Annotated in this window: 18 protein-coding genes; 12 read left to right on the plus strand and 6 right to left on the minus strand. The window is 66.9% G+C overall.

The window, feature by feature from the left end:
* Positions 1–2: 2 nt before the first annotated feature.
* The 3 genes from ACLBYD_RS01630 to ACLBYD_RS01640 form a co-directional block, all read right to left on the minus strand.
* Positions 3–683 (minus strand): hypothetical protein, encoded by a 681-nt coding sequence (locus ACLBYD_RS01630; RefSeq protein ID WP_447815155.1) that lies wholly within the window; start codon positions 681–683, stop codon positions 3–5.
* Positions 684–980: 297 nt separating this feature from the next.
* Positions 981–1,508, minus strand: a complete 528-nt coding sequence (locus ACLBYD_RS01635) for a TIGR04338 family metallohydrolase (protein ID WP_447815156.1) — start codon at positions 1,506–1,508, stop codon at positions 981–983.
* A complete protein-coding gene (locus ACLBYD_RS01640; protein WP_447815157.1) occupies positions 1,505–2,314 on the minus strand; it encodes a DUF2786 domain-containing protein in 810 nt (269 codons plus the stop codon). The genes ACLBYD_RS01635 and ACLBYD_RS01640 overlap by 4 nt, the downstream gene beginning before the upstream one ends.
* 97 nt (positions 2,315–2,411) lie before the next feature.
* Here ACLBYD_RS01640 and ACLBYD_RS01645 point away from each other — a divergent pair, with 97 nt between their 5' ends.
* The 7 genes from ACLBYD_RS01645 (at position 2,412) to ACLBYD_RS01675 (ending at position 10,859) form a co-directional block, all read left to right on the plus strand.
* Entirely contained in the window at positions 2,412–3,866 is a 1,455-nt protein-coding gene (locus tag ACLBYD_RS01645) for an alanine/glycine:cation symporter family protein (protein ID WP_447815158.1), read from the plus strand.
* 47 nt (positions 3,867–3,913) lie between these two features.
* Positions 3,914–4,987, plus strand: a complete 1,074-nt coding sequence (locus tag ACLBYD_RS01650) for an ABC transporter ATP-binding protein (RefSeq protein ID WP_060652503.1) — start codon at positions 3,914–3,916, stop codon at positions 4,985–4,987.
* Positions 4,988–5,144: 157 nt separating this feature from the next.
* The gene (locus ACLBYD_RS01655) at positions 5,145–6,428 is read left to right on the plus strand and encodes an ABC transporter substrate-binding protein (RefSeq protein ID WP_447815159.1); all 1,284 of its coding nucleotides are present in this window, start codon (positions 5,145–5,147) and stop codon (positions 6,426–6,428) included.
* Positions 6,429–6,573: 145 nt separating this feature from the next.
* On the plus strand, positions 6,574–7,491 hold the full coding sequence (locus tag ACLBYD_RS01660) for a carbohydrate ABC transporter permease (RefSeq protein WP_064851656.1): 918 nt from the start codon (positions 6,574–6,576) through the stop codon (positions 7,489–7,491).
* A gap of 83 nt (positions 7,492–7,574) precedes the next feature.
* On the plus strand, positions 7,575–8,396 hold the full coding sequence (locus tag ACLBYD_RS01665; protein ID WP_033098494.1) for a carbohydrate ABC transporter permease: 822 nt from the start codon (positions 7,575–7,577) through the stop codon (positions 8,394–8,396).
* Entirely contained in the window at positions 8,393–8,584 is a 192-nt protein-coding gene (locus ACLBYD_RS01670; RefSeq protein WP_006550829.1) for a hypothetical protein, read from the plus strand. Before ACLBYD_RS01665 ends, ACLBYD_RS01670 begins: the two co-directional genes overlap by 4 nt.
* A gap of 142 nt (positions 8,585–8,726) precedes the next feature.
* Positions 8,727–10,859: a transglycosylase domain-containing protein gene (locus ACLBYD_RS01675; RefSeq protein ID WP_447815160.1), complete on the plus strand. Its 2,133-nt coding sequence runs from the start codon at positions 8,727–8,729 to the stop codon at positions 10,857–10,859.
* A 93-nt stretch (positions 10,860–10,952) separates the two neighbouring features.
* Here ACLBYD_RS01675 and ACLBYD_RS01680 read toward each other — a convergent pair whose 3' ends face one another.
* A complete protein-coding gene (locus tag ACLBYD_RS01680) occupies positions 10,953–11,468 on the minus strand; it encodes a TetR/AcrR family transcriptional regulator (RefSeq protein ID WP_447815353.1) in 516 nt (171 codons plus the stop codon).
* A gap of 153 nt (positions 11,469–11,621) precedes the next feature.
* Here ACLBYD_RS01680 and ACLBYD_RS01685 point away from each other — a divergent pair, with 153 nt between their 5' ends.
* Genes ACLBYD_RS01685 through ACLBYD_RS01695 form a run of 3 tightly spaced genes read left to right on the plus strand, consistent with a single transcriptional unit; the run spans position 11,622 to position 14,699 of the window.
* Entirely contained in the window at positions 11,622–12,854 is a 1,233-nt protein-coding gene (locus ACLBYD_RS01685) for an acyl-CoA dehydrogenase family protein (protein WP_447815161.1), read from the plus strand.
* 16 nt (positions 12,855–12,870) lie between these two features.
* Positions 12,871–13,944 (plus strand): phosphotransferase family protein, encoded by a 1,074-nt coding sequence (locus ACLBYD_RS01690; protein WP_447815162.1) that lies wholly within the window; start codon positions 12,871–12,873, stop codon positions 13,942–13,944.
* Positions 13,941–14,699: an SDR family oxidoreductase gene (locus tag ACLBYD_RS01695; protein ID WP_447815163.1), complete on the plus strand. Its 759-nt coding sequence runs from the start codon at positions 13,941–13,943 to the stop codon at positions 14,697–14,699. The genes ACLBYD_RS01690 and ACLBYD_RS01695 overlap by 4 nt, the downstream gene beginning before the upstream one ends.
* A 74-nt stretch (positions 14,700–14,773) precedes the next feature.
* On the opposite strand, the gene ACLBYD_RS01700 is transcribed toward ACLBYD_RS01695, so the two are convergent.
* Positions 14,774–15,874: an inositol-3-phosphate synthase gene (locus tag ACLBYD_RS01700; RefSeq protein WP_447815164.1), complete on the minus strand. Its 1,101-nt coding sequence runs from the start codon at positions 15,872–15,874 to the stop codon at positions 14,774–14,776.
* Positions 15,867–16,424 (minus strand): PadR family transcriptional regulator, encoded by a 558-nt coding sequence (locus ACLBYD_RS01705; protein WP_016694961.1) that lies wholly within the window; start codon positions 16,422–16,424, stop codon positions 15,867–15,869. The genes ACLBYD_RS01700 and ACLBYD_RS01705 overlap by 8 nt, the downstream gene beginning before the upstream one ends.
* A 232-nt stretch (positions 16,425–16,656) precedes the next feature.
* Here ACLBYD_RS01705 and ACLBYD_RS01710 point away from each other — a divergent pair, with 232 nt between their 5' ends.
* Together ACLBYD_RS01710 and ACLBYD_RS01715 are read left to right on the plus strand one after the other, a co-directional pair.
* Positions 16,657–17,079, plus strand: a complete 423-nt coding sequence (locus ACLBYD_RS01710) for a DUF5318 domain-containing protein (RefSeq protein WP_172414849.1) — start codon at positions 16,657–16,659, stop codon at positions 17,077–17,079.
* A gap of 33 nt (positions 17,080–17,112) precedes the next feature.
* Entirely contained in the window at positions 17,113–17,271 is a 159-nt protein-coding gene (locus ACLBYD_RS01715) for a hypothetical protein (protein WP_301848211.1), read from the plus strand.
* The last annotated feature ends 16 nt before the right edge of the window (positions 17,272–17,287 follow it).

A 17,287-nucleotide genomic window follows, 5' to 3' on the forward strand; every position in this document is an offset into this window, starting at 1 on the left:
TCTCACCGCTTCGTTCGACGTACGGGCGCACGACCGGAGGAGGAGGACGACGCAGTGCTACGCGCTGCGCGCTTGCGCGGCTTCGGAGGTGCCTCCTCCGAGTCGTCCGAGTCTTCGCTGTCGGCCGTCTTCTTGCTGCGGGAAGTCCGCGGACGGGATGTGGCCCGAGCTGCACGGCGCCGCGGTGCGGGACGCTCGGGTTCCGGCTCCTCTTCGTCGCCCGAATCCTCCTCGTCGGAACCCTCTTCGTCCGTCTCGTCGTAATCCGGCTCCTCGTCGCGACTCCGGCTGCCGCGACGCTTGCTGCCGCGACCTTCGTCCTCGTCGCGCGATTCGTCGTATTCGTCCTCGTATTCGGCGTCCTCGGGTTCCTCCGATCGCCCGCCACCGCTCGCACGGGACTGCAGACGTTCGTTGAGGGAGTCGATCCGGTTGCTGGCCGCGGTCACGGCAGCGGCACGAGCCGCATGCATGAGCTCTCCGCGAACGGATTCGGTGATCTTGTTGATCTCGGGAGACGAGCCGAGCATCGAGGCGCTGCGCTGCAGGAGTTCCTGCGGATTGCTGGGCAGTTTGCCGGTCATTCCGGCACCGGCGAGCATCATGGCCACCCGCATCTTCTTGGTACGGCCGAGGAAATATCCGATGCCCACACCGAGGGCGACTCGTGCTCCGGGTTTCATCACCGTTCTCCTTCGTATGCCGCGCGTCGTGTGGCGTGCTCGGAAGGGGCCGGGGAGGTCTCGGTACGGTACGCAGCCGACGCGCGTCTTTGTGTGATGCAAACCACAGTACGTCACTCGAGACCTTGATTCGCATGCTTCGTCGGCATGCGGATCCCGGAGTGAACGACGGGCTCGGAAAGTACCAATCAGTATGTTATGCAGCAGGATACGAGGCTTGCTACAGATCTCGCCCGGCCGTCCGCGGGCATGCAAAAGAAAGGTTCTCGAGCCGGTAAGGATTTCGGAAACCGGAGGCTATCGACGCGGATGCACCGGGGCGGCGATCCCTGTCGCCTGCAACGCGAATGCTGCTTCCGGGCCGATGATTTCGCCGACGAGTGCGAGGAAACGTTCGACGAAGGCCGGCCCGTGGGCCCCCTCGGTGGCGTCGTCGGGATCCTGCGGATCGAGATGGTGCGCGAGTTCGTGCAGCACCACCATCTCGCGGAACGCCCACGCGGTGTTCGCCCGGTGCTCGGGAAGGGCGATGGTCGCGCAGTCGCGTTCGTAATGTGCGGCCGCGTTGCCCGCACGGGCCCGCACGCACACCGGCACGGCGGCGCGCTCCCACCGGGCGCGTACCCAGTCGAGGGCAAGCACGGCGTCGATATAGTCCTGGACCGAGGCGATGGAGGCGAACCGTCTCTCCACCGGGAGCGTGACGTGGGAACCGGCGACCTCGACGGTCCGCAGACCGCGCTCGTCGGCGCGGTCGAGCATCTTCCGTACGATCGACTCCGCTTCGTACACAGCGGTTCTGCGGGTGTCGCGCACCTTGGTCACCGTTCCAGCCTCCTCGGAGCCGACGGCAGTTCGGGTGCCGTTCCCAGTCGGGCCGCGCGTCCGGCGCGGTCGCCCGCGCGCCGGGCATCGGCCGAGCGCGCCGACGGGGCCCGGCTTCCCCGCCAACTGCCCCGTGCCTGCGACGTACTGCGGTAGAAGTCCTGGAGTTCCAGACTCTTCCCACGCAACACCAACGCCGTACCGGGCGCGGATGTTTCCACCTCGCGTTCGATCTCCTGCTTCGCCTCGGCCAGCCGGGCGCCGATCCGGGCGGCGAACGCCGACTGGAAGTTCAGCCGGGCCGTCACCGCGGCAACGGGCTTGCGCACGCGTGTGCGCACACGGCGACCGCCGCGTTCCTCGACGACGGTGCGCACCGTGGTCTCGTTCCGGTAGGTGCCCTCGCGCAGATATGCGTCGGACGCCCGCACCATCTGCACGAGCAGAGAGGAGTACAGCGCCTCGCACACGTCGATGTCGTCGGCGAAGCCGTAGGCGTAGATGACGGTGGAGTTCGCGGTGATGTCGCACTGCACGTCGTTGGCCCCGGCGATCGCGATGAACAACTGGGCGTAGGTGCGCAGTCCCTTCTTGCCCGTCTCGCCGATGGTGATCAGTCGCTGCACGGGAGTCGCGCGGCGTTCCTTCGCCGCCGTGTGACTGCGCGCGACCGCCAGATCGATCGAGGAGGACGTCGCGAGTCGCTGCGCCGCGGCGAGGAAGGCGTCGGCCTCGTGAGGGTTGTCGGTGGACTCCGCCTGGCGGAGCAACCCGCCGATACGACTCAACATCTTGTCCGAACTCACCCAGCGAGCGTAGAGCCTGGCACCGACTCCGCCCACGAGACCGGGAACACGCACGAAATTCCTGCGAAACCGCCCGCGACCCACCAAGATCGTGCAGATGGACACTGCGGTCGATTTCGTCACCGATATCAACGACACGTTCTGGTATGCGGTGATCGCACTGCTCATCGGTTCGGGCCTGTACTACACGATCCGCTCCCGGTTCATCCAGATCCGGCTCCTGCCCGACATGCTGCGTTCCATCGTGGAGAAACCCGAGAGACAACCCAACGGAGAACCGGGCCTGTCCGCCTTCCGGGCCTTCTCCGTCTCGGCGGCCTCCCGCGTGGGAACGGGCAACGTTGCCGGTGTCGCGATCGCGATCAGCCTCGGTGGTCCCGGCGCGGTGTTCTGGATGTGGGCGATGGCCCTGGTCGGTGCGGCGACCGCCTTCCTCGAGTCCACGCTCGCCCAGCTGTACAAGGTGCGCGACGAGGACGGCAGCTTCCGCGGTGGCCCGGCCTACTACATGCAGTACGGGCTGCGGAAACGCTGGATGGGCATGATCTTCGCGGTCATCATCACGATCACCTACGGATTCGTGTTCAACGCGGTGCAGACCAACTCGATCGTCGACGCCGTCTCGAGTTCCGTCGGCGAGAAGACCATGGCACTCCAGGTGATCGTGGGGCTGGCCGTCGCCCTCATCGTCGGCGTGGTGATCTTCGGCGGAATCCGCCGCATCTCCGGCGTCTCCCAGATCGTCGTGCCGGTCCTGGCGTTCGTCTACCTGGTCATCGGCATCATCGTCGTGGTCCTCAACATCGGCGAGGTTCCGACCATGTTCCGCCTCATCGTCGAGAACGCCTTCGGTCTCGAGGAGGTCATCGGTGGTGGTTTCGGCGCTGCCTTCATGAACGGCATCCGCCGAGGTCTCTTCTCGAACGAGGCCGGCATGGGCTCGGCGCCCAACGCCGGCGCCGCCGCCGCGGTTTCCCACCCGGTCAAGCAGGGCCTGGTCCAGAGCCTCGGCGTCTACTTCGACACCCTGCTGGTCTGCTCGATCACGGCTTTCATCATCCTGCTGTCGGAACCCGAATTCGGCAGCGGTCTCGAGGGCGCCGCTCTGACGCAGAACGCGCTTGCGCTGCAACTCGGTGACTGGACGGTGCACTTCCTCGCCGTGCTGATCTTCTTCCTCGCGTTCACCTCGGTGATCGGCAACTACTACTACAGCGAATCCAACATGGAGTTCCTCACCGGATCGCGCCGCATTCTGCCCTACCTGCGCTCGGCGGTCGTGCTGTGCGTCTTCCTCGGGGCCATCGGCTCGCTGCCGCTGGTGTGGGCGCTGGCCGACCTCGCCATGGGGATCATGGCCACCGTCAACCTCATCGCCCTGATCCCGCTGTCGGGTATCGCCTACGCGTTGTTCCATCACTACAGCGCGCAACGCAAGCAGGGTCGCGACCCCGTCTTCCGCGCCGGTGACGTCCCGGGCGTCCGCGGAATCCAGGTGTGGAACGACGACGACGTCACGCCGGTCGAGAGCCGATCGAGCGGCGCACGGTAGATTCCCCTTCCGCACGAGCGTGTACCGCTTCGGAAAGGATCTTCGAGATGGCGTCGGTGACCTTCGACAAGGCCACGTGCCTGTTCCCCGGCTCGAGTACGCCCGCGGTCGACGCGCTCGACCTCGAGATCGAGGACGGCGAGTTCCTCGTCCTGGTCGGACCGTCGGGCTGCGGCAAGTCGACCTCGCTGCGCATGCTCGCCGGTCTCGAGGAGGTGCACAGCGGACGCATCCTCATCGGCGACCAGGACGTCACCGGGCAGGATCCGAAGGAACGCGACATCGCGATGGTGTTCCAGAACTACGCCCTCTACCCGCACATGTCGGTCGCGGAGAACATGGGCTTCGCGCTGAAGCTGGCCAAGACACCCAAGAACGAGATCCGCGAACGGGTCGTCGAGGTCGCGAAGATGCTCGACCTCGAGCAGTTCCTCGACCGCAAGCCCAAGGCGCTGTCCGGCGGTCAGCGTCAGCGCGTCGCGATGGGGCGCGCCATCGTCCGCCAGCCGCAGGTCTTCCTCATGGACGAGCCGCTGTCGAACCTCGACGCCAAACTCCGCGTGCAGACCCGCACGCAGATCGCGCAGCTGCAGCGCCGCCTCGGCACCACCACCGTCTACGTCACCCACGACCAGGTCGAGGCCATGACGATGGGCGACCGCGTCGCTGTGCTCGAGAAGGGCATCCTGCAGCAGTGCGCGTCGCCGCGCGTGCTCTACAACAAGCCCGCGAACGTCTTCGTCGCCGGTTTCATGGGCTCGCCCGCGATGAACCTGTTCCGCCTCCCGGTCTTCGACCGCGGCGCGATGATCGGCGACACCCACGTACCGGTGCCGCGCGACGTGGTCGGCCAGGTCACCGAGAAGGAGGTCGTGCTCGGGATCCGGCCCGAACACCTCGAGATCTCGAACGAGGGTCTGGCCATGGACGTCGACGTGGTCGAGGAGCTCGGCTCGGAGGCCTACGTCTACGGCCGGGCCGACGTCGGCGGGATCGTCCAGCAGATCGTCGCCCGCAGCGACTGGCGCAACCCTCCGCAGAAGGGCGACCGGCTGTACCTGCGCTTCGACCCCGAGCACGTGCACGTCTTCGGAACGTCCGACGGGAAGCGGATCGGCTGATCACCGCTCCGGGATCGGTCTGGGGAGTCGACACTCGACCGATTCAGGATGGGCGGAATGCCGACTTTTACCGGTGCTGCGTGCCACAGTAGTGGCCGGTGTCGGTGCACCTGGGTCACCGACGTGTGTTTTTCGACCTCGAAATGGGGAGTTGTTGATGGTTCTGAATACGAAGGCGATGCGGAGGGCTGCGATCGCCGCTACGGCCGCGACCGCGCTCGTTCTCGCGGGCTGCTCGTCGGACAACGGTGGCGACGACACCTCGACCGGCGGCGAGGGTACCGCTGCTTCCGGTGAGGGCCGCGGCCCGATCACGATCGTCGAGGGGCAGGATCCCCTGAACGCGGCGCTCGAGAGCATCATCGCCGACTGGAACGCCGAGCATCCCGACGAGCAGGTGACGTTCAAGCCGCTGGCCAAGGAGGCCAACGACCAGTACGACGACATCGCCCAGCGGATGCAGGCCCGCAGCGACGAGTACGACCTCATCGCCGTGGACGTCACCAACACGGCGGAGTTCGCCGCGAACGGCTGGCTGCTCCCCCTCGAGGACGACCTGGCGATCGACACCGAGGGCCTGCTGCCCGCGACCGTCGAGTCGGGCACCTACAACGGCACCCTGTACGCCGCCCCGAAGAACACCAACGGCGCGTTCCTCTACTACCGCACCGACCTCGTCGACGAGGCCCCCGCGACCTGGGACGACCTGAAGGCCGAGTGCCCGAAGGCCGAGGAGGCGGGTATCGCCTGCTACATCGGTCAGTTCAAGAACTACGAGGGCCTGACGGTCAACGTCACCGAGATCGTCAACGCCTTCGGTGGCTCCTTCGTCGCCGAGGACGGCCTGACCCCGGCCGTCGACGACAAGACGGCCGAGGGCCTGCAGTTCATCGTCGACAACTTCGAGGACGGCATCATCCCGGCCGCCGCGCAGACCTACACCGAGGGCGAGTCGCAGACCGCCTTCGGCAACGGCGAGGCACTGTTCCTGCGCACGTGGCCCGGCTTCTACACCGACGGTGAGACCTCATCGGTCGCCGGCAACTACGGCATCGCCGTCCTGCCCGGCGTCGACGGCCCCGGCGTCTCGACGCTCGGCGGTTACAACGTCGGCATCAGCGCGTTCTCGGATGCTCCCGCCACCGCGCGCGACTTCCTCGAGTTCATGCAGACCCGCCAGGCGCAGATGTACTACGCGGAAGCGGGCGGCGCCCCGGTTCTCGCCGAGGTCTACGACGACGCCTCGATCCTCGAGCAGTACCCCTACTTCTCGACGCTGAAGGAGGCCCTCGAGGCCGCCAAGCCGCGTCCGGCGTCGCCGTACTACTCGGCCGTGTCGAAGGCGATCGCCGACAACGCCTACGCTGCGATCCGTGGCGAGAAGACCGTCCAGCAGGCGCTGGACGACACCCAGGCCGGCATCGAGACCGCCGGCAACTGATGCTCTAGGAGCAGTACATGGCTGACCCGCAGGTCGACAATCCCGCGGATCCGCCACACGCCCCCGCGGACGTGTCGGCGGACGTCACCGCGTGCCCGCACCTCCCGTCACGGCGGTGAAGAAGCGGCGCAAGATCCCGGTGTGGATGTTCGTCGCCCCGTCGATGCTCGTCCTGGCCGTGATCATCCTGTACCCGCTCGGACGAGCGGTGTGGATGTCGCTGCACGGTGACTCGAAGCGACTCGACCCCGAGACGGGCCGATTCGTCACCGGCGGTTTCGTGGGGATCGAGAACTACACGCGTTGGATCACCCAGACCTGCAACACCGCCACCGGTTCGATCCCGTGCCCTCCGGGCACCCTCGGCTCCCAGTTCTGGCAGTCGATCTTCAACACCTTCTTCTTCACCGTCGTCACGGTCTCGCTCGAGACGGTGATCGGTTTCGCGATGGCGATCGTGATGGCCAAGTCGTTCCGGGGTCGCGGCCTGCTGCGCGCCTCGGTGCTGGTGCCGTGGGCGATCCCCACCGCCGTCACCGCCAAGCTGTGGTTCTTCATCTTCGCCAACGACGGTGCCGCCAACAAACTGCTCGGCACCGACTACCTGTGGACCGCCGATCCGTGGCCCGCGCGCTTCGCGATCATCGTCGCCGACGTGTGGAAGACGGCACCGTTCATGGCGCTGCTCATCCTCGCCGGCCTGCAGATGATCCCGCAGGACGTCTACGAGGCCGCGAAGGTCGACGGCGCGAACGCCTGGCAGCGGTTCAAGATGATCACGCTGCCGCTGGTCAAGCCCGCCCTCATGGTGGCGATCCTGTTCCGCACCATGGACGCGCTGCGCATGTACGACCTGCCCGCGATCATGATGGGGTCCAATCCGGCGACGTCCACGATCTCGGTGCTCGTCGTCGACCAGATGCGTCAGGGTTCGAACTCCGCGTCCGCCCTGTCGACGATCACCTTCCTGCTCATCTTCGCCGTCGCCTTCGTGCTGGTGCGGTTCCTCGGCGCCAACGCGGTGAGTACGCAGGAGAAGCAGCGTAAGGGGGAGGTCGTATGACCGTCACCACCGAGATTCCTCGGAGCCGGCCGGAGCCGGAGCCCACGCCGGTGCAGACCCGCAAGGTGCCGTTCAAGCGCAGGATGAGCACGGTCGGCACCTATCTGGGTGTCGCGCTGATCGTCGTGTGGGGCCTGGCCCCCTGCTACTGGATGATCGTCACGGCCCTGCGCGACCCGTCGGAGACGTTCAGCACGACCCTGTGGCCGTCGAACCCGACACTGCAGAACTTCGCCGACGCGCTCGACCCCGACGCCAAGGTCAACTTCTCGCGGGCGCTGCTCAACAGCGTCATCATCGCCGGCGCCACCACGGCGGTCGCGCTGCTGCTCGGCGTGTTCACCGCCTACGCCCTGTCGCGGTTCGAGTTCCGCGGTAAGTACTTCGTCACCGGCATCATCCTCGGCGCGTCGATGTTTCCGGTCGTCGCGCTCGTGACGCCGCTGTTCCAGCTGTTCACCGACATCGGCTGGATCGGCAAGTACCAGGCGTTGATCATCCCGAACATCTCGTTCGTGCTGCCGCTGACCGTCTACACGCTCACCTCGTTCTTCTCCGAACTGCCGTGGGAACTCGAGGAGGCCGCCCGCATGGACGGCGCGACCCGCGGGCAGGCGTTCCGCCTGGTCATGCTGCCGCTCGCGGCACCCGCGCTGTTCACCACGGCGATCCTCGCCTTCATCGCGACCGTCAACGAGTACCTGCTGATGTCGCAGCTGTCGAGCGAGAGCACGGCCCCGGTGACGGTGGCGATGGCACGGTTCACCGGCACCGACCCGTACGTCACCCCGTACGCGTCGATCATGGCCGGCGGCACGCTCGTCATGGTGCCGCTCGTGGTGATGGTGCTGCTCTTCCAGCGACGCATCATCTCGGGTCTGACCGCGGGTGGCGTCAAGTCGTGAGGAAGGTTCCGCGCCGGAACCGACTCGAGATGCTGCTCGGCCTGCTCACGGTGTTCACGGTGATGGCTGTGATCTCCGCGGTCGCCGAGCTGACGTCGCCGCAACCCGGCATCGTGCCGTCCCTCGTGCTGCTCGCATTCGTCGTGATGTGGGGGTTCGCGTTCCGCGCGTGGCGCCGATCGGGCTGACCCTGTCGTGACGATGGCCCCGCCGTGACGTGAGAAGGAGCACCGTACCGGTGTTCCGGAGGCGTCCCGTGGTCGTTTCCGTACCATACGGTGGGCGGGAGACCCTCCCGTCCGGATTTCCGGTACCGAGAAAGTGGAACGAGTGACGAGCCCCAAAAGGTCGACATCCTCGCGCGCCGCCGCGGCCGCAGCGAAGAAGCGCAGGGGACGCATCGTTCGCTACGCCGTACTCGTCGCGTTCGTTCTCGCCGTGCTCGTCCCGCTCGGGATCTTCGCCACCGCCTACTACTCGGCGGAGGTGCCGACCCCGGCAGACATGAAGACGAACCAGCTCGCGCGGGTCTACGCATCCGACGACGCCACCGAGATCACCCGGGTGGTCCCGCCGGAGGGCAACCGTGTCGAGGTCGGGATCGCGCAGATCCCCGAGCACGTCCGCAACGCCGTGCTGTCGGCGGAGGACCGCAACTTCTACAGCAACCCGGGCTTCTCGATCACCGGTTTCGCACGCGCAGCCCGCGACAACGTCATGGGCAAGGACACCGCCGGCGGCGGTTCCACGATCACGCAGCAGTACGTCAAGAACGTGCTCGTCGGCTCCGATCGCACGCTCGAACGCAAGATGCGCGAACTCGTCATCTCCACCAAGATGGCGCGGCAGTGGTCGAAGGACGAGATCCTCGAGGCGTACCTCAACACCATCTACTTCGGTCGCGGCGCCTACGGTATCGGCGCGGCGTCCCAGGCGTACTTCGGCAAGCCCGTCGAGGAACTGTCGGTCTCCGAGGGCGCCGTCCTGGCCGGGGTGATCCAGACACCGTCGTCGCTCGACCCCGAGTACAACCTGCCGGCCATCGAGGAGCGCTGGAACTACGTGCTCGACGGCATGGTCGAGATGAAGGTCCTCGACCCGGCCGAGCGGTCGGACCAGGTGTTCCCCTCGACGGTGCCGTCGGACACCCTCGTGCTGGCCACCGAGGCGACCGGACCGGAAGGTCACATCCGTACCCAGGTGCTGCGCGAGCTGTCCGCGGCGGGGATCAGCGAACAGGCCCTCAACACCGAAGGTCTGCGCATCACTACCACCATCGACCTGAAGGCCCAGCAGGCGGCGATCGACGCCGCCCGGTCCACGCTGTCCGGCGAACCCGGGGAACTGCGCACCGCCGTGGTCTCGGTCGATCCCCGCTCCGGTGCCGTGCGCGCCTACTACGGCGGTGAGGACGGCGCCGGTTTCGACTTCGCACAGGCCCCCGTCCAGACGGGTTCGGCGTTCAAGGTGTTCGGCCTGCTCGCCGCGCTCGACGACGGGATCGGCCTCAACGCGCGTTTCGACAGCTCCCCGCTCACGGTGGGCAATATCCGCATCGGCAACGTCGAGGGTGAGTCGTGCGGACGTTGCACGATCGCCGAGGCGCTCAAGCGGTCGCTGAACACGAGCTTCTACCGGCTCATGATGTCCATGTCGAACGGCCCGCAGAAGATCGCCGACGCCGCGCATGCGGCGGGGATCCCGCTGACGATCCCCGGGGTCGAGGGGCAGACGCTGAGCGAGAACGGCGGTCCGCCGGAGGGCGGCATCGTCCTCGGCCAGTACCAGGCACGGGTCATCGACATGGCCTCCGCCTACGCGACGATCGCCGCGTCCGGTGTCTTCCACGAGCCGTACTTCGTGCAGAAGGTCGTCACGGCCGACGGTGTCGTACTCCTCGATCGTCCGCCGTCACCCGGCGAGCAGCGCTTCGACGCCGCGGTCGCCGACAACGCAACCCAGGCCATGATGCCGATCGCCGCCTACTCGCGCGGGCACGCGCTCGCCGGTGGCCGGCCGTCGGCGTCGAAGACCGGCACCACGCAGCTCGGCGACACCGGGTTGAACAAGGACGCCTGGATGGTCGGGTACACGCCGTCGCTGTCGACGGCCGTGTGGATGGGCACCCCCGATGCCGGGGCGATCACCAACAGCTGGGGTGGGTCGATCTATGGTTCCGGACTGCCGTCGGACATCTGGAAGGGAACGATGGACGGCGCCCTCGAAGGCACGCCCGTCGAGAGCTTCCCGTGGCCGGCGCCGATCGGTGGTCAGGCGGGTGTCCCGAAGGACGCCGGCATCGAGACCACCACCACCGCTCCCCCGGCGCCGACCTTCCAGCTGCCCGACCTGTCGAACCTGCCGCCGATCACGATTCCCGCGCCGCCGGTCGATCTGCCCGTCCCGGTGCCTTCGCAGATCGAGGTGTTCCCCGGCGTGACGATCCAGATCCCCGGCTTGTAGATCCGTACTCCACCCATCGAGGGGGAGGTCGTGTGCGTGTTCCCGCCCGGGGACGCACACAACCTCCCCCTTCGTTGTCGAGGCGGTTCGGGTCTACGGCCCGGCCAGCACCGTCGGCAGCAGCGCGGCCGAACAGTCGACGACCTCGTCGACGGTCGGTGTGCCTTCGCGGAACCGGTCGATGGCCAGCGACTCCACGAACGCCCACCACGCCCGCAGCCGCATGCGGGTGACGGGGGTGTCATCGCAGCCCAGCGCCGCGACGACCCGCTCGACCATGGTGTCGCGCATCGAGTCGTGGATGTCGCGGATCTGGGGGTCGGAGCCGACGCCGCTGTGGAAGAACGCCTGGTAGTTGTCGCCGTGGCGGTCGATGAACGACACGAACGGGTGCAGCACCGCCCGGAGGGGATCCTGCTCGTCCGGATCGGGATCCGCCGCGCGGAGCAACCGGCGTGACGCGGCGCCGACGACGGCGACGTAGAAGTCCTGCTTCGTGGGGAAGTAGCGGAACAGCAGACCGCGGGAGATGCCGGCGATCTCGGCGACGCGGTCGATCGACAGGGCGTGGATCGGGCGCGTCGACAGCTCCTGCAGCCCGATCGCCACGAGTTGCCGTCGACGTTCCTCGGGTGGCAGACGACGCCGTCCTTTGGACGCCTCTTGTCGCGGGGTGCTCACACCGATAGCCTAACTGAGCATCGCTCAGTTACGACCGCCCGACCGGGCAGATTCCCGGTCGAACTCGACGGAAGGCACCCGATGGATTTCGCACAGTCCGAGCGCAGTCGCGACTATCTCGAACGCCTCCGAGCGTTCATCGCCGCCGAGGTCACGCCCGTCGAACAGCAACTGCGGGCCGAGCGACGCACCGCGGGCGAGGGACGACGCGACATCGACGCCGCCGAGAGGTGGGCCGTCTTCCCCGAATTCCGCGAGCTGCAGCGCAAGGCCCGCGCCGAGGGCCTGTGGAACCTCTTCCTGCCCGACGCCGAACTCGGTGCCGGACTGTCGAATATCGAATACGCCCCGCTCGCCGAGGAGATGGGCCGCTCGCAGTTCGCCTCCGCGGTGTTCAACTGCGACGCCCCCGACACCGGCAACATGGAGGTCCTCTACCACTACGGCAGCGAGGCGCAGAAGGAACAGTGGCTGCGCCCGCTCCTCGACGGTGAGATCCGTTCGGCCTTCTGCATGACCGAACCCGAGGTCGCGTCGTCGGACGCGACGAACATGGCCGCGACCGCCGTGGTCGAGGGCGACGAGATCGTGCTCAACGGCCGCAAGTGGTGGAGCACCGGCGTCGGCCATCCCGACTGCAAGGTGCTCATCTTCATGGGCCTGACCGACCCGGAAGCCCACAAGTACCAGCGACATTCGATGGTCCTCGTGCCCTTCGACACCCCCGGTGTGAAGGTCGAACGCATGCTCCCGACGATGGGCTTCTTCGACGAGCCCAGCGGCCACGGCGAGGTGTCGTTCACCGACGTGCGACTGCCGCTCGATGCCGTCATCGCCGGTCCCGGACGAGGATTCGAGATCGCCCAGGGCCGGCTCGGTCCCGGTCGCATCCACCACTGCATGCGCCTCGTCGGGCTGGCCGAGCACACCCTCGAACTCGCGTGTCGCCGCGGCCTCGAGCGCACCGCCTTCGGCAAGCCGATCATCAACCTCGGCGGCAACCGCGAACGCATCGCCGACGCCCGCATCGCGATCAACCAACTGCGACTGCTCGTCCTGCACGCGGCCTGGCTGCTCGACACGCAGGGACTCGCCGGAGCGCGCTCGGCGGTCTCGGAGATCAAGGTCGTCGCACCGCGCGTCACCCAGCAGATCGTCGACTTCGCTATCCAGATCCACGGTGGTGGCGGGCTTTCCGACGACTTCCCCCTTGCCGGTGCGTGGACGGCGGCGCGAGCACTGCGTCTCGCCGACGGACCCGACGAGGTGCACCAGGGGCTCGTCGCCCGGTTCGAACTCGGCAAGTACGCGTGAGAGGGAGATTTCGACGATGACCACACTTCCCGACAACGCCCGCACCGTTCGCGAGGAGGACGCCTTCGACGTCGACGCGGTCGCGGCCTGGCTCGCCGAGCACGCCGGCATCATCGGAGTGCCGGAGGTCCGCCAGTTCTCCGGCGGCGCATCCAATCTGACCTACCTGTTGCGCTATCCGGATCGCGATCTCGTGCTGCGCCGGCCGCCGGCCGGGGCGAAGCCGTCGTCCGGTCACGACATGGCACGTGAGTACCGCATCCAGTCGATGCTCGCACCGGTCTACCCCTACGTGCCCACCATGATCGGCCTGTGCACCGATCACAGCGTGCTCGGCAGCGACTTCTACGTCATGGACCGCGTTCCCGGAACCATCCTGCGGACGAATCCGCCCACGCAACTCGACCTTTCCGAAGCGGACACCCGCACCCTGTGCCTGCGCATCGTCGACCTGCTCGTCGAACTGCACGGCATCGATCCGGAGTCCGCAGGACTGTCCGGGCTGGGTCGCGGATCCGGTTACGTCGCACGGCAGGTCGCGGGCTGGACGTCGCGCTACGCCAAGGCCCGCACCGACAACGTCCCCGACTTCGCCCGCGTCACCGAGTGGTTGGCGGCTCGGCAGCCGCAGGACGTCGCGCAGAGCGTGATCCACGGCGACTTCCGGCTCGACAACATCGTCCTCGACGAGAACGATCCGCTGAATCCGGTCGCGGTCCTCGACTGGGAGCTGGCCACCATCGGCGACCCCCTGATGGACCTCGGCTCGTCGCTCGCCTACTGGGTCCAGGCGGACGACGACGACATGCTGCTGCTGACGAAGCGACAGCCGTCCGATCTCCCCGGCATGCTCACTCGTCAGGAGATCGTCGAATACTATTCCGAGCGAACCGGACTGCCGGTGGACGGTTGGGGATTCTACGAGGTGTTCGGACTGTTCCGCCTCGCCGTGATCGCCCAGCAGATCTACTACCGCTACCACCACGGCCACACCACCAATCCTGCCTTCAAGGACTTCTGGATCGTGGTCGGCTATCTCGAATCCCGTTGCAGTGCATTGATCGATCGATACGAGAAGGAGAGCCGATGAGCCGCCCGCAGCGACGGAACATCCTCATCACCGGTGCGAGTTCCGGCCTCGGTGCCGGAATGGCACGTGAATTCGCCGCGCGAGGAAGGAATCTCGCGCTCGCCGCTCGGCGCGTCGAACGGCTCGAGGAGCTGCGGGACGAACTGCTCGCCGCGCACCCGGGCATCACCGTGAGCGTGCGCGCTCTCGATGTGAACAAGCACGACGACGTGTTCACCGTCTTCCGCGAGTTCGACGAGGAGCTCGGTGGTCTCGACCGGGTGATCGTCAACGCCGGCCTCGGCAAGGGACAACCGCTCGGTACCGGCTACTTCCGCGCGAACGCCCAGACGGCGAACACCAACTTCCTCGGTGCACTGGCGCAGAGCGAAGCGGCCCTCGAGCTCATGCGGCCCCGTGGGCACGGGCACGTCGTCCTCATCTCGTCCATGAGCGCGGTGCGGGGCATGCCGCGCAACCTGACGACCTACGCCGCGTCGAAGGCCGCCGTCGCCTCGCTCGGTGAGGGGATGCGGGCCGACCTCGCCGACACCGACATCTCGGTGAGCACGATCTTCCCGGGATACATCCGGTCGGAGATCAACGAGAAGGTGAAGAAGGTCCCGTTCATCGTCGACACCGAAACAGGTTGTCGCGCACTGGTGGCTGCGATCGAGAAGGAACCGGCCAAGGCGTACGTGCCGGGCTGGCCGTGGATTCCGCTCGGCTACGCGATGAAGGTGCTGCCGCTGTCGGTGATCCGGAAGATGGCGTAGGCGGGTCCGGAACCCACAGCGGCAACGACGAAGGCCGCATCCCNCCTTCGCCGGAAATACTGCCGGAGAACGACTTACGCGTCGGCTCCGATGATGAACGCCTCGAGCTGGGCACGAGCGGAATCGTCGGCCATCTGGACCGGCGGGGACTTCATCAGGTATGCCGAAGCCGGGAGGATCGGGCCGCCGATGCCGCGGTCCTTGGCGATCTTCGCCGCGCGGATGGCGTCGATGATGATGCCGGCCGAGTTCGGGGAGTCCCAGACCTCGAGCTTGTACTCGAGGTTCAGCGGGGCGTCACCGAAGGCGCGACCCTCGAGGCGGACGTATGCCCACTTGCGGTCGTCGAGCCACTGCACGTAGTCGGAGGGGCCGATGTGCACGTCGCGGTCGTGGACCTTGCCGGCGAGGGGGCCGTTGAGGTTCGACGTGACGGCCTGGGTCTTGGAGACCTTCTTCGACTCCAGACGCTCGCGCTCGAGCATGTTCTTGAAGTCCATGTTGCCGCCGACGTTGAGCTGGTACGTGCGGTCGAGCACGACACCGCGGTCCTCGAACAGCTTCGCCATCACGCGGTGGGTGATGGTGGCGCCGACCTGCGACTTGATGTCGTCGCCGACGATCGGGACACCGGCGTCGGTGAACTTCTGCGCCCACTCGGGGTCGGAGGCGATGAACACGGGGAGAGCGTTGACGAAGGCGACGCCCGCATCGATGGCGCACTGCGCGTAGAACTTGTCGGCCTCTTCGGAACCCACGGGGAGGTAGGAGACGAGAACGTCGACCTCGGCGTCCTTCAGTGCCTGAACGACGTCGACGGGCTCGGCGTCGGACAGCTCGATGGTCTCGGAGTAGTACTTGCCGATGCCGTCGAGCGTGTGACCGCGCTGGACGGGCACACCGAGCGGCGGCACGTCGGCGATCTTGATGGTGTTGTTCTCGCTCGCGAGGATCGCCTCGGACAGGTCGAAGCCGACCTTCTTGGCATCCACGTCGAACGCGGCGACGAACTGGACGTCGCGCACGTGGTAGGGACCGAATTCGACGTGCATCAGGCCGGGGACGGTGGTCTCGGCGTCCGCATCCTTGTAGTACTCGACGCCCTGGACCAGGGAAGAGGCACAGTTCCCCACGCCCACAATGGCCACGCGCACCGCGGTGCTGTTCTCACCCATGGTCGGGTTCTCCTTCTTTGTTGCGTGCTGCTGACGACTGCTCGGCGGCGATGAGTTCGTTGAGCCAGCGCACTTCGCGCTCGCTGGACTCGAGGCCGAGCTGATGGAGCTGACGGGTGTAACGATCGAGTGTGCCGCTGGCCCGTCCGATCGCATCGCGGAGCGCTTCTCTGCGCTCCTCGACCTGGCGGCGCCTGCCTTCGAGAATTCGCATCCGCGCTTCGGCGGGAGTGCGACCGAAGAAGGCGAGGTGCACGCCGAATCCGTCATCGGTGTAGTTCTGCGGTCCCGTGTCGGCGACCAGCTCGGTGAAGCGTTCTCGACCCTTCGGGGTGAGCTGATAGACGCGGCGGGCACGTCGTTTCACGGGACCGGGAGTTCCCGGATCCTCCTCGATGAGGCCGTCCGCCTGCATTCTCCGCAGAGTCGGATAGAGCGACCCGTAGGAGAAGGCGCGGAAGGCTCCGAGGAGCCCGGTCAGACGCTTGCGCAGCTCGTAGCCGTGCATGGGCGATTCGAGGAGGAGCCCGAGTATCGCCAGTTCCAGCACGGGTCACCTCCTGTTTCCGTTCGAACCAACCGATTGATACGACACGGAACTATATCGCGCCGATATATACGACGATACGCCCCACACGGTTCGTGTCACGTCCGGTTGCGGGCGGGCACCCTTCTCCGGACCCGATCGGAAATGCGTCGGTGCCGCCTCGACCACCCGTCTTCGATGTCCGGTGGGCCACTCCTCGCCCATCGCTGCATCGCCCGCACGTACTCTGGAAGCCGTGCGAATTCAGCGGCAGGTGGTGGACTACGCGTTGCAGCGGCGCTCGCTGCTCGCCGAGGTCTACTCGGGGCGACGCGGAGTCAGCGAGGTCTGCGACGCGAGCCCCTATCTGCTGCGGGCGGCGAAATTTCACGGACGGGGCAGCGATGTGATGTGCCCCATCTGCCGTAAGGAGCAGTTGACCCTCGTCTCGTGGGTCTTCGGCGACAAACTCGGTCCGGTGTCCGGATCGGCGCGCACTCCCGAAGAGTTGGTGCGTCTGGCCGCCAGCCAGGAGGAATTCTCGGTTCACGTGGTCGAGGTGTGCCGTACCTGCAGCTGGAATCACCTGGTGCAGTCGTACGTCCTGGGATCGCAACCCGCCCCCAAGAGCCCGCGTCGCCGGTCGACGGGATCGAGCCGTCGTACCGCCAGCGAGTGAAGGGGTACCGGCAACGTGCCCGTACGCTTTCTCGTGGAGTTCGCTCCTGGGTCCGACCCGCACGACCTGATCGTCGCGTCGTCCGCTGCGCACATCGTCGATCGGCTGCCGTCCGCCGGCATCGCCGATCGGCTCTTCGTGGAGCAGTGTCGAGGCCGCGGCGTGATGCGTCGCGAGAACAGTTGGAGATGAGTACGTGAGTTCCCCC

Source organism: Rhodococcus sp. C26F (genome assembly GCF_053345925.1).

Coding starts and splice junctions, on each gene's coding strand:
- ACLBYD_RS01655 (WP_447815159.1), top strand. CDS start 5,145: ATGGTTCTGAATACGAAGGCGATGCGGAGGGCTGCGATCGCCGCTACG.
- ACLBYD_RS01660 (WP_064851656.1), top strand. CDS start 6,574: ATGTTCGTCGCCCCGTCGATGCTCGTCCTGGCCGTGATCATCCTGTAC.
- ACLBYD_RS01665 (WP_033098494.1), top strand. CDS start 7,575: ATGAGCACGGTCGGCACCTATCTGGGTGTCGCGCTGATCGTCGTGTGG.
- ACLBYD_RS01650 (WP_060652503.1), top strand. CDS start 3,914: ATGGCGTCGGTGACCTTCGACAAGGCCACGTGCCTGTTCCCCGGCTCG.
- ACLBYD_RS01645 (WP_447815158.1), top strand. CDS start 2,412: ATGGACACTGCGGTCGATTTCGTCACCGATATCAACGACACGTTCTGG.
- ACLBYD_RS01700 (WP_447815164.1), bottom strand. CDS start 15,874: ATGGGTGAGAACAGCACCGCGGTGCGCGTGGCCATTGTGGGCGTGGGG.
- ACLBYD_RS01690 (WP_447815162.1), top strand. CDS start 12,871: ATGACCACACTTCCCGACAACGCCCGCACCGTTCGCGAGGAGGACGCC.
- ACLBYD_RS01685 (WP_447815161.1), top strand. CDS start 11,622: ATGGATTTCGCACAGTCCGAGCGCAGTCGCGACTATCTCGAACGCCTC.
- ACLBYD_RS01630 (WP_447815155.1), bottom strand. CDS start 683: ATGAAACCCGGAGCACGAGTCGCCCTCGGTGTGGGCATCGGATATTTC.
- ACLBYD_RS01695 (WP_447815163.1), top strand. CDS start 13,941: ATGAGCCGCCCGCAGCGACGGAACATCCTCATCACCGGTGCGAGTTCC.